Consider the following 12,466-nt stretch of genomic DNA (forward strand, 5'->3'; position numbering starts at 1 on the left):
CGGCTGAGCACCCTACCTCGCGGCCCCGGCCGTCGGTCAAGCCTTGCCGCGGCGGTGTGAAAGTTACATTCGGCAGGCGGCAAGCGGGGCAATGAGCAGGCACATCCTTGACGGCGCCGGACCGTGCTGTTCTCATGGATCACCGAGCCAGGACCGGAAAACCGCCGCACAGCAGTGAAACAGTCGAAACGCGGTCGGGCAGGCAGCGCTCGAATGAGTCGTACTCATCCTTCACCGGAATCGCCTGCCCCCGGCGGGTGCCACGACGAAGTGGGGTAGTTGATGAGGGGCAGGAACCGGGTCGCCGTCCTCAGCGCGGCGCTCGCCGTGGCCGTCGCCGCCGGATGCAGCGGCGGGGGCGGCGTTTCCCCGGCGCAGAACGGCTTCACGCCGGCGCCGCAGACCGCCGGCCCGCTGACGGTGTGGGTCGATTCCACCCGGATGGCCGCCGCCCAGCTGTACCAGAAGCAGCACCCCGAGGTGCCGCTCGACATCGTCAGCTACGACGGGGACGCCAACGGCTCGAACTACCTGCAGACCAAGGTCGGGCTGTTCAACCGGACCGGCAAGGGCTGGCCGGACGTGGCGTTCAGCTCGCAGAACAACGAGGTGTCCTGGGCCCGGCAGGCGGGCTTCACCGCACCGCTGGACAAGGACCTGATCCCGAAGTCCACTTTGGACCAGTGGGCGCCGGGCGCGAACGCCCCGTGCACGGTGGACGGAACGCTCTACTGCCTGCGCAACGACCTCTCCCAGACCGTGCTCTGGTACAACGCGACCCTGCTGAAGCAGTGGAACTACCAGGTGCCCCGGACGTGGCCGGAGTACGAAGCACTCGGCCGGAAGGTCGCCACCGAGCACCCGGGCTACCTGGTGGGCGCGGCGGGCGACACGTTCGCGCCGGAGATCTACCTGTGGGCGAGCAAGTGCGGCGCCAACCGGATCACCGGGCCGAAGGCCGTCACGGTGACCGCCACCGAGCCGAACTGCACCCGGATGGCGCAGCTGCTGGACTCCCTCCTGAAGGCCGGCAGCATGTCGGCCGGCAGCGTGTTCAGCTCCGACTTCGACAAGAACTCCGCCGACAAGATCCTGCTGATGCCCGGCCCGTCGTGGTACGGCGGCGCCCTGTTCCAGGGAACTTTCAAGACCCCGAAGGGCCAGATCGCCGTGGCGCCGATGCCGCAGTGGCCCGGCGATCCGCAGCCGTCGGTGGGCAACGTCGGCGGCGGGACGTGGCTGCTCTCGGCGCACAGCGCCCATCTCAAGGCGGCCACGGACTTCCTGGTCTGGGTGACCACCTCGGACGACTACCAGGGCAAGGTCGCGCCGGGCTACCCGGCGCACCAGGGGGCCGCCAAGACGTGGCTGGCCAACCAGGCGGCCTCCGGCTACTACACCGGCGACATCGCCGGGCCGCTGCAGACCGCGGCCGGTCAGGTGTGGCCCGGCTGGGGCTACGGGCAGTTCAGCCAGGAGGCGATCTGGGCGGCCACGGTCACCCCGGGCCTGACCGCGGGCAAGAGCATCGCGTCACTGCTCCCCGCGTGGCAGGCCGCGATCGTGAACTACGCCCGGTCCACCGGGTACCAGGTCACCGAGCAATGAGCGCGCCGGTCGCCCGGCACCGGGCGGGCTACGGTTTCGTCGCCGCCTACGTCGTGCTGCTGATCGCGTTCGGCGTCGTGCCGACGGTCTACGCGATCTCCTTCGCGGTCACCGACGCGGGCGGCCGGTTCACCGGGCTCACGAACTTCGTCACCGCCGCCGGGGACTTCCGGTTCGGGGACGCCGTGGGGCACGTCGCCCTGTACCTGCTGCTCTGGCTGACGACGCTGGTGGTGTTCGTGGTCGGGCTGGCCCTGCTGCTGCACCGCATCGGCCCGCGCACGACCGGCCGGGCCCTGCGGTTCCTGTACTACCTGCCGGGCGCGCTGGCCGGCGCGGCGAGCGTGCTGGTCTGGCTGTTCATGCTCGACCCCGCGGTCAGCCCGGCCGGGTTCCTGCTGCGCGCCCTGGGTTTCGAAACTTTCGGCGAGGTCGTCGCGCCCGGTCACCTGCCGGTGCTGTTCACCCTGATCGCCTTCTGGACCGGGGCGGGCGGCTGGATCGTCGTCATGTACGGGGCCCTGAACACCATCTCGCCGGACGTCCTCGAGGCGGCCCGGATCGACGGCGCCGGTGCGTGGCAGACCGCGTGGCGGATCCAGGTCCCGCTGCTGCGCAAGTGGATCGTCTACATGGTGATCCTCGCCTTCGCCGGCGGCACCCAGCTGTTCGTCGAGCCGCAGCTGCTGTCGCAGGCCAGCGTCGGGGTGGCCGGGCGGGACTACTCGCCCAACCAGCTGTCCTACGACTTCGCCTTCCAGAACAACGACGTCGGGACCGCCGCCGCGGTTTCGGTCGAACTGCTGGTGGTCGGCCTGGTCGTCGCGGCCGTGTTCGTGACCCGGTCGAGGTTCTTCGATGCGGACTGACGTCGAACGCCCGCCCGTGACGGTTCGCGTGCCGGCCCCGGCGAGGCCGCGGCGCCGGCTGCCCAACCCGGTGCCCGGGGCCGTGCTCGCGCTGTTCTTCCTGTTCTTCGTGCTCCCGGTGCTGTGGCTGGTGCTGGCGGCCACGAAGACCGACGACCAGCTCGTGCACGGCCACCCGCTGTCCGTCGGCTCGTGGCGGGCACTGGCCGCCAACTGGGACGCGCTCACCGCGTACCAGGGCAACGCGATCTTCCGGTGGCTGGGCAATTCGGCGCTGTATTCCTTCTTCGCGCTGGCCATCACGCTGTGCGTGGCGGTCCCCGCCGGGTACGCGCTGGCCAAGACTGAGTTCCGCGGCCGGCGCGCGCTGCTCGTCACCACCCTGGTCGTCATGCTCATGCCGAACGCGACCCTGGTGGTGCCGCTGTTCCTGGAGCTCAACACCGCGCACCTGATCGGCACGATGTGGTCGATCGTGCTGCCGTACGCGTTCTACCCGTTCGGCGTGTACCTGGCCTACATCTACTTCACCACGGCGGTGCCGGACGACCTGCTGGACGCAGCGCGGCTCGACGGCTGCACGGAGTTCGGCGTGTTCCGCCGGGTCGCGCTGCCGCTGGCGACACCCGTGGTCGCGCTGGTCGGGTTCTTCAGCTTCGTGGCCAACTGGACCAACTACTTCCTGCCGTACGTGATGCTGCCGGAGAGCGACCAGTTCCCGGTGCAGGTCGGCCTCGGCACGCTGCTGAACGACGTCCCGCAGTTCAACCCGACGGCCGCCGGCCTCGCGATCGAACGGCCGGTGCTGGCGCTGGCCACGCTGCTGGCGATCACGCCGGTGCTCGTCGTCTTCCTGTTCTCCCAGCCTTTCCTGGTCACCGGAATGCTCGCCGGAGCCACCAAGAACTGACCCCGCACCGCGATCGGAGGACCCCCGGGATGGACCCCGTGATCACGGCTTCGGTGCCGCTGCTCGAACCCCCCGGCTGGGCCGTGGCCCAGCGCGGCCTGTTCGACCTGCTCGACCGGGCCTGGCGCGCGTTCGAGGGCGACTTCACCGGGCCGGACGGCCGGCTGGCCTACGGCGGCCGGCTCACCACCCGCGACGGGGTGGACGACTTCTACGAGACGTTCTTCAACTGGCCGCAGCTCTACCTGCTCGGCGGCGCCGACGACCTGCTCCCGGCGGCCGAACGGCACTGGGAAGGCGTCACCCGCCAGCTGGCCGAGCTCGGCATGCTGGAGGGGGAGTACGAACGCGGGTACGACTGGTTCCACCAGGGCGAAAGCCTGCTGCTGTTCTACTTCCTGTGCCTGGCCGCCCCCGGCCGCTGGACCGGGCGGGCGCGGCGGTTCGCCGACCTCTACGTCGACCCCGCCCACGGCAACTACGACCCGGTGCACCGGATCATCCGGCGGCCGCACAACGGCAGCGACCGGCACCGGGAGGGCCTGTTCGACGGCCCCTCCTACCCGTGGCTGCCCGAAGAGGCCCGGATGTACGGCTTCCCGCTGGAGTGGGTGCTGCCGCCCGGTGCCGGGGAACCGCCGCGGGAGGAGGACCCCCGGCTGGGCGAGCAGCTGCGCCGGCGGGCGGGCGTCGGCGACACCGCGGTCAACCTGGCCGCGGCCGGGCTCGTGCTGAACGCGCTGATCCTGACCGGCGAGCCGCGGTACCGGGACTGGATCGCCGAGTACGTCGGGGCGTGGTGCGCCCGCGCGAGCGCCAACGGCGGGATCGTGCCGGACAACGTCGCTCCCGACGGCACGGTCGGCGGGCTGTTCGAAGGCCGCTGGTACGGCGGGCACTACGGCTGGTCGTGGCCGCACGGCTGGTACAGCGTCGGGCAGGCCGCCACGGTGGCCGCGCTCGCCGCGACCGCGGCCACCGGCGACGAGTCCTTCCTCGACCTGGTCCGCCCGGCCCTGGACGAGGTGATCGCCCAGGGCAAGGTGATGGCCTTCACCGAGGCGGACTCCAGCCTGCAGTCCCGCTGGACCGCCCAGCTCGGCCCGGACACCGGCACGCCGACGCTGCACGTGCCCTACCGGTACGCCGACCGGGGCTGGTTCGACTACAACCCGATGCTGCTGGCCGTGCCGATGGCGCTGTGGCACCACTCCGCCGCGCCCGCCGACCGGCAGCGCATCGAGCGGCTGCGGGCGGCGGCGGGGCACGACTGGCGGACCGTGCGGCCGTTCCGGAGCAAGGAGGAGGCCGGGCACGAGGAGCCGTGGTTCGCCTTCCTGGCCGGTGACGACCCGGCGTACCCCGAGCGCATCCTGGCGGCCGCGCAGGCGCAGGTCCGCCACCGCCTGGCCCGGATGGAACGCCACCGCGGCCAGGACGTGGCCGAGGCCGACATCCACGTGTGGCAGCAGGCCAACCCGGTGGTCACCGAGGCGCTGGTCCAGCTGACCTGGGGCGGCCCGCAGGTGCTCTACAACGGCGGCCTGCAGCAGGCCCGCGTGCGCTACTACGACGCCGAGGCCGCGCGGCCCGGGCTGCCGCCCTCGGTCGCCGCGCTGGTGTCGCGGATCGACCCCGAAGCCACCGTCGTCGACCTGGTCAACCTCGACCCGCGGGCCGACCGCACGGTCATCGTGCAGGCCGGCGCGTTCGGCGAAGACACCATCCGCACGGTGCACCACACCGTGTGCGAAGACCCGTCCTGGATCGGCGGGCTCTACGACTACGGGCATTCCGAGCCCCGGGTGACGTCGGCCGAAACCCGCGTCGACGGGCCCTGGCTGTCCGTGCGCCTGCCCCGCTCCACCAGCGTCCGGCTCACCCTGCACCTCGAGCTGCGCACCCGCCCGCCCTCGTACCGCACCCCCTTCGACGCACCGTAACCCGCTCCCGGAGAGGTCCCCGCCATGCCGCCGAACCGCAGATCCGTGGTCGCCGCGATCGCCACCGCCCTCGCGGTGTCCGCGTTCGCCGCGCCGCCCGCGCACGCCGCCACCGTCACCATCGCCGTCGCCCCCACCGGCAACGACACCAACCCCGGTACCCCCGACCAGCCGGTCGCCACCCCGGCCAGGGCCCAGCAGCTCGCGCGGGCCCAGTCCGCGGCCAACGACGTCGTCGTGCAGCTCGCCGGGGGGACCTACCGGCTGTCCGCGCCCCTGGCCCTGACCAGCGCCGACTCCGGGCAGAACGGCCACACCGTCACCTGGCAGGCCGCCTCCGGCCAGACGCCGGTCCTCTCCGGCGGGAGCCAGGTCACCGGGTGGTCGGTGCAGGACTCCGGCCAGAACATCTGGGTCGCGTCCGTGCCGCAGGGCGCCGACTCGCGTCAGCTGTTCGTCGACGGCTCGCTGGCTCCGCGCGCGTCGATCACGTTGTCGCGCAACGACGTCCAGTTCACCACCAGCGGGATGACGATCACCAACTCCGCGCTGAACTACCTCGCGACGCTGCCGCAGCAGAACCGGATCGAGGTGGAGAGCCAGAACTCGTTCACCGACCGGTACTCCCCCGTCGACCACGTCAGCGGCTCGTCGATCGTGATGCAGCAGCCCGCGTGGAACAACAACAACTGGGGCTACGACACGCTCGCCAAGCCCTTCGGCGGCGGCCAGCTTTTCCTCGAGAACTCCTACTCCTTCCTCAAGACCACCGGCCAGTGGTACCTGGACCCGCAGGCCGGGAAGCTGTACTACAAGGCCCCCGCGGGCTGGGCGCCCGCGAGCCACGACGTCGAGCTGCCGCGGCTGACGTCGCTGCTGCAGATCAGCGGCAGCTACGACAACCCGGTGCGCAACCTCGCGTTCAAGGGCCTGCACTTCGAGCACACGACCTGGCTGACGCCGAGCACGTCGGTCGGCTACGCCAACCAGCAGACCGGCACGTTCCTCCCCGCGGCCGCGTCGATGCCCGGTGACTTCCTGACCTCCTGCCAGTCCGGGTGCCGCCAGTTCGAGGGCGCGCGGGGCAGCTGGGCCCAGGCCCCGGCCGCCGTCCAGGTCTCGGCCGCGAGCGGGATCTCGTTCAGCGACAACACCTTCACCCACCTCGGCCAGGTGGCGCTGGGTATCGGCAACGACGCCAACGCGCACGCCTCGGGCGTCGGGCTGGGCGCGTCGTCGATCACCGTCGACCACAACACGTTCACCGAGGTCTCGGGCGGCGGGGTGATCGTCGGCGGCGTGCGCACCGACGCCCACCACCCGTCGAACGCGGCGATGACGAACAAGGACGTCACCATCTCGAACAACACGGTGACCCGGGTCGCCCTGGACTACCGCGAGATGGCCGGCATCCTGTCGACCTACGCCACGCACACCGTCATCACGCACAACGAGGTCGCCAACCTGACCTACGACGGCATCGACGTCGGCTGGGGCTGGGGCGCCAACGACGCCGGCGGCAGCCAGGACTACCGCAACCGCGGCCTCTACGACTACCAGCCCGTGTACACGACGCCGACCACGCTGCGGGACACCGTCGTCAGCTACAACCGGGTGCACGGCACGAAGAAGCTGATGCACGACGGCGGCAGCATCTACAACCTGTCGGCCAACCCCGGCAGCTCGATCGACCACAACCACGTCTACGACAACAACCGGACGGTCGGGCTGTACCTGGACGAAGGCTCGCGGTACGTGACGCTGTCGGCCAACGTGATCCAGGACTCCGGGGTCTGGGCGTTCACCAACGCCAACGGCAGCAACAACACCAACGACAGCACGTTCAGCGGCAACTGGTACAACGGCGGCGCGACGCAGGTGGCCACCGGGTCGCCGCACAACAACGTGCTGACCGGGAACGTGCAGGTGAGCGGCACGAACTGGCCCTCGGGCGCGCAAGCCGTCATCGCGGCCGCCGGCCCGGGCGGCAGCGGCCCCGGCCCCACGGCCGGCCCGGTGCGCGCGACCGGCGCCGGCCGGTGCCTGGACGTCAGCGGCGTCAGCACCACCCCCGGGGCCGCGGTCCAGATCTGGGACTGCAACGGCGGGACCAACCAGTCCTGGACCCGCAGCAGCGCCCGGGAGCTGACCGTCTACAACGGAACGCGGTGCCTCGACGCCAGCGGCCAGGGCACCACCCCGGGCACCAAGATCGTCATCTGGAACTGCAACGGCCAGGCGAACCAGCAGTGGACGGTCAACAGCAACGGCACCGTCTCCGGTGTCCAGTCCGGACTGTGCCTGGACGTCACCGGCTCGGCCACCGCCAACGGCACGCCGGTCCAGCTCGCCACCTGCACCGCCGCGAACAACCAGAAGTGGACCTTCGGCTGACGCGAATCAGAGAGGTTCTGCCATGAAATCCACGTTGAGAAGGAAACTGTTCACCGCACTCGCGGCGATCCCGCTCGTCGCCGGCACGCTGCTCGGGCTCGGCCCGGCCGCCCAGGCCGCCGGGCAGGAGGCGTGCGACCTCTACGCCGCCGGCGGCACCCCGTGCGTCACCGCGCACAGCACCACCCGGGCGCTCTTCGGCGCCTACGCCGGCCCGCTGTACCAGCTTCAGCGAGCGTCCGACCAGCACTTCCTCGACATCGGGCTGCTCACCGCGGGCGGGGTCGCCGACTCCGCCCCGCAGGTGTCGTTCTGCGCCGGGACCAAGTGCACGGTCACGAAGATCTACGACCAGACCGCCAACCACAACGACCTGCCGATCTCCTGGGGCGGGTTCTGGAAGGGCCCCGGCCCCAACGGGTCCGACATCGGCGCGGACGCGATGGCGCTGCCGGTGACCGTCGGCGGGCACCCCGCCTACGGGATCAAGGTCACCCAGGGCGTCGGCTACCGGGTCGACAACGCCAAGAACGTCCCGGTCGGCGCGCAGCCGGAGGGGATCTACATGATCACCTCGTCGAACTACGTCAACCAGTGGTGCTGCTTCGACTACGGCAGCGGCGAAATCTCCCACAACGACACCGGCAACGCCACCATGAACGCCATCTACTGGGGCACCGCCTGCTGGTTCAACGGCTGCACCGGCACCGGCCCGTGGGTGGAGGCCGACCTGGAGAACGGGATGTACCACACCGGCACCGGGTCCAACAAGGACCCGAACAACCCCGGGGTGCACCACCCGTTCGTCAGCGCGTGGCTGAAGAACAACGGCACCAGCAACTTCACCCTCAAGTACGGCGACGCCACCACCGGCGGCCTCACCACCCCGTACTCCGGCGGGCTGCCGCGGGGCTACTCGCCGATGAAGCTGGAGCCGTCGATCCTGCTGGGCACCGGCGGCGACAACAGCGTCTCCGGCGTCGGCGAGTTCTTCGAAGGCGCGGTGACCAGCGGCTTCCCGACGGACGCCACGGAGAACGCGGTGCAGGCCAGCCTGGCCGCCGCCGGGTACGGCACCGGCGGCCCGGCGAACACCGGCGCGGTGCACGCCGTGGGCGCGAACAAGTGCCTCGACGTCAGCGGCGTCAGCACCACCCCCGGCACCCAGGTCCAGGTCTGGGACTGCAACGGCGGCACCAACCAGACGTGGACCCGGTCCGGCACCGGCGCGCTGACCGTCTACGACGGCACCCGCTGCCTCGACGCCAGCGGGCGGGGCACCACCCCCGGCACCAAGGTGATCATCTGGAACTGCAACGGCCAGAACAACCAGCAGTGGACGGTGAACGCCAACGGGACCGTCTCCGGTGTCCAGTCCGGACTGTGCCTCGACGTCACCGGCTCGGGGACCGCGAACGGCACCCTGGTCCAGCTGGCCTCGTGCACCGCCGCGAACAACCAGAAGTGGACCTTCGGCTGAGAGGTTTCGCCATGTCTTCGTTCGAGCTTTCGCGCCGCAAGCTGCTCGCGGTGACCGGTGTCGCCGTCACGGCCAGTGTGTTCCGCGTCCGGACCGTGTGGGCCACGGAAGGGCCCGGCAGCTACAGCCCGAGCTGGTCGTCGGTCGACCAGCACCCGCCCGCGCCGGAATGGTTCTCCGACGCCAAGTTCGGCATCTACTACCACTGGGGCGTCTTCAGCGTTCCGGCGTTCGGCAACGAGTGGTACCCGCGGAACATGTACATCGGCGGGTCCAACGAGAACAACCACCACAAGGCCGTGTACGGCGATCCGTCGGCCTGGCCGTACCAGAACTTCATCAACGGCGCCCGCGACAAGGCGGGCAACTGGGTCCAGTTCGCCCCGAAGCTCAAGTCCGCGGGCGGGAACTTCGACCCGAACGAATGGGCGCAGCTGTTCGCCGACGCCGGGGCGAAGTTCGCCGGGCCGGTCGCCGAGCACCACGACGGCTACTCGATGTGGAACAGCACCGCCAACGAGTGGAACTCGGCCCGCACCGGCCCGCAGCTCGACCTGCTGCGGCTGCACGCGGACGCCATCCGCGGCAAGGGCCTCAAGCTCGTGACGGCACTGCACCACGCCTACCACTTCAACGGCTACTACGACCACGTGCCGAGCCAGCCGACCGAGTCGCTGCGGCGGCTGTTCGGCCAGAACGGCCGGGCCGCGGAAAACCAGCTGTGGTACGACAAGCTCCGCGAAGTCGTCGACGGCTACCAGCCCGACCTCGTCTACCAGGACTTCGACCTGAGCCTGGTGGACGAAAGCCAGCGGCTGAACTTCCTTTCGCACTACTACAACCAGGCCGTCGCCGGGAACAAGGACGTCGTCGCCTCCTACAAGGACGGGTTCAACAACCGCGGCGAGGTCTTCGACTTCGAACGCGGCGGCCCCGGCGACATCCTGAACCCGTACTGGCTCACCGACGACAGCGTGTCCAGTTCCAGCTGGTGCTACACCGCGGGGATCGGCTACTACTCGGTCAAGGCCATGCTGCACTCCCTGATCGACCGGGTCAGCAAGAACGGCAACATGCTGCTGAACATCGCCCCGATGGCCGACGGCACCATCCCCTCGGGGCAGCGTTCGATCCTGCTCGGCATCGGCGACCACCTCAAGCGGTTCGGCGAGTCGATCTACGCCACCCGGGCGTGGTCGGTGTACGGCGAGGGGCCGACGAAGATGGGCGGCGGCTCGTTCACCACGCCGGTCGAGGGCACCAGGACCGACATCCGGTTCACCCGCAGCAAGGACAACACCGTGCTGTACGCGACCGTGCTGGGCTGGCCCGGGAGCACGTTCACCATCACCACGCTCGGGTCGAACCGCATCAACCTGGCCACCCTGACGTCGGTGCAGCTGCTCGGCCCGGCCGCGGGCGGCGTCACGAACCTGCCCACCCGCACCCAGGACGGCTCGGGGCTGCACATCACGATGCCGTCGGCGAACCCGCCGTTCGACGCGCTGGCGTACGTGGTGAAGCTGACGTTCTCGGGCCCGATCCCCGCCCCGGGGTCCGGTCCCCTGCCGACCGGCTGGGCGCGGATCGCCAACGTGACGACCGGGCTGGTGCTGGACGGCGGCGGGAGCGTCGCCTCCGGGTCCCGGCTCAAGCAGTGGAACTGGGACGGCAGCACGAACCTGCAGTGGCAGCTGGCCGACGCGGGCGGCGGCTACTACCGGCTCGTCAACCGCACCAACGGGCTGGTCGCCGACAGCAACGGCAACGCGGCCAACGGTGCCACCTGCCTGGAGGCGACGTCGAACGGCAGCACCAACCAGCAGTGGCGGCTGAACTCCCTGGGCAACGGCCGGTACCAGATCGTCAACCGCGGCACCGGCACCGCGCTGGACGGCATGGGCAGCACGGCCGCCGGTTCGGACGCCGGCCTGTGGGCACCCAACAACAGCACCAACAACCAGTGGACGATCACCGGCGTCTGAAGGAGAACTGCGATGACATCACGACGACTGCGGTGGCTCGCCGCCGCGGCGGCCCTGGTCGCCGGTGCCTTCCTGCCGGGCACGGCGGCCGCGGAATCCAACGGCGGGGTGCGGGTCATGCCGCTGGGCGACTCGATCACCGACGGCACGCAGGTGCCCGGCGGGTACCGGATCGGGCTCTGGCAGCGCGTCACGGCGGGCGGCTACCAGGTGGACTTCGTCGGCTCGCAGTCCAACGGCCCGGCCACCCTCGGCGACCACGACCACGAGGGCCACCCGGGCTGGCGGATCGACCAGATCGACGCGAACATCGTCTCCTGGCTGCGCACCACCACCCCGCACACGGTGCTGCTGCACATCGGCACCAACGACGTGCTGCAGAACTACAACGTGAGCGGGGCGCCCGGCCGGCTCTCGGCGCTGATCGACCACATCACGGCGACGGCACCGGACGCCGAGGTCTTCGTCGCGACGATCATCCCGATCGCCAACACGAGCCAGGAGGCCACGGCCCGGACGTTCAACGCGGCGGTGCCCGGGATCGTGCAGAGCAAGCAGAACGCCGGCAAGCACGTGCACCTGGTCGACCAGCACGCCGCCCTGACCAGCGCCGACCTGATCGACGGCGTCCACCCGACGGCGACGGGCTACGACAAGATGGCCGCGACCTGGTACGCGGCGCTGCAGGCGGTCCCGGGCAGCATCGGCACACCCGGGACGTCGCAGGCCAAGCAGGTCGTGGGCACGCAGTCGGGCCGGTGCGCGGACGCCGGGAGCGCGGCGAACGGCACCCAGGTGCAGCTGCAGGACTGCGGTACCGGGTCCGGTCAGGCGTGGACGCGGACCGGTGCGCAACTTTCGGTCGCCGGGTCGAAGTGCCTGGACGCGTCCGGGGCGGGTACGGCGGCCGGCACGGCGGTGATCGTGTGGGACTGCCACGGCGGGACCAACCAGCAGTGGACGGTCACCGCGAACGGCGCGATCACCGGCGTGCAGTCCGGGCTGTGCGTGGACGCCACCGGGCAGGGGACCGCCAACGGCACCAAGCTGGTCCTGTGGACCTGCAACGGCCAGGCCAACCAGCAGTGGACGCTGCGCTGAACCGGGCGTGACGGCACCCTGTCCACTGTGGATGGACGCCCGGGTTGGGTGCGGCCCGGGTTGTCGTGAGTGGTAAGGCGGGTTAATAACCCACACAACCAAACACAAACCACAGCCCAGGGAACATCCCCGCCCCCAACCAGAAAAAAAAAAAACACATAAAAAAAACAAAAAAA

The 12,466-nt window shown here is 70.4% G+C and carries 8 protein-coding genes; all 8 read left to right on the forward strand.

Annotation, left to right across the window (positions count from 1 at the left end; translation table 11 throughout):
• Positions 1-282: 282 nt before the first annotated feature.
• Genes ABZW17_RS08295 through ABZW17_RS08330 form a run of 8 tightly spaced genes read left to right on the forward strand, consistent with a single transcriptional unit; the run spans position 283 to position 12,290 of the window.
• A complete protein-coding gene (locus ABZW17_RS08295; RefSeq protein ID WP_354810984.1) occupies positions 283-1,608 on the forward strand; it encodes an extracellular solute-binding protein in 1,326 nt (441 codons plus the stop codon).
• Entirely contained in the window at positions 1,605-2,477 is an 873-nt protein-coding gene (locus ABZW17_RS08300; protein WP_354810985.1) for a sugar ABC transporter permease, read from the forward strand. Before ABZW17_RS08295 ends, ABZW17_RS08300 begins: the two co-directional genes overlap by 4 nt.
• On the forward strand, positions 2,467-3,387 hold the full coding sequence (locus ABZW17_RS08305) for a carbohydrate ABC transporter permease (protein WP_354810986.1): 921 nt from the start codon (positions 2,467-2,469) through the stop codon (positions 3,385-3,387). The genes ABZW17_RS08300 and ABZW17_RS08305 overlap by 11 nt, the downstream gene beginning before the upstream one ends.
• A gap of 29 nt (positions 3,388-3,416) precedes the next feature.
• Complete coding sequence (locus ABZW17_RS08310; RefSeq protein WP_354810988.1) at positions 3,417-5,330, forward strand: hypothetical protein; 1,914 nt, start codon at positions 3,417-3,419, stop codon at positions 5,328-5,330.
• Between the two features lie 24 nt (positions 5,331-5,354).
• Complete coding sequence (locus ABZW17_RS08315) at positions 5,355-7,724, forward strand: RICIN domain-containing protein (RefSeq protein WP_354810990.1); 2,370 nt, start codon at positions 5,355-5,357, stop codon at positions 7,722-7,724.
• A gap of 22 nt (positions 7,725-7,746) precedes the next feature.
• Positions 7,747-9,204: an arabinofuranosidase catalytic domain-containing protein gene (locus ABZW17_RS08320; RefSeq protein WP_354810992.1), complete on the forward strand. Its 1,458-nt coding sequence runs from the start codon at positions 7,747-7,749 to the stop codon at positions 9,202-9,204.
• An 11-nt stretch (positions 9,205-9,215) separates the two neighbouring features.
• Positions 9,216-11,189 (forward strand): alpha-L-fucosidase, encoded by a 1,974-nt coding sequence (locus ABZW17_RS08325; RefSeq protein WP_354810994.1) that lies wholly within the window; start codon positions 9,216-9,218, stop codon positions 11,187-11,189.
• Between the two features lie 12 nt (positions 11,190-11,201).
• Positions 11,202-12,290: a ricin-type beta-trefoil lectin domain protein gene (locus ABZW17_RS08330; RefSeq protein WP_354810996.1), complete on the forward strand. Its 1,089-nt coding sequence runs from the start codon at positions 11,202-11,204 to the stop codon at positions 12,288-12,290.
• Positions 12,291-12,466: the final 176 nt, after the last annotated feature.

It is taken from the genome of Amycolatopsis sp. NPDC004625 (assembly GCF_040609695.1).
GTDB lineage: Bacteria > Actinomycetota > Actinomycetes > Mycobacteriales > Pseudonocardiaceae > Amycolatopsis.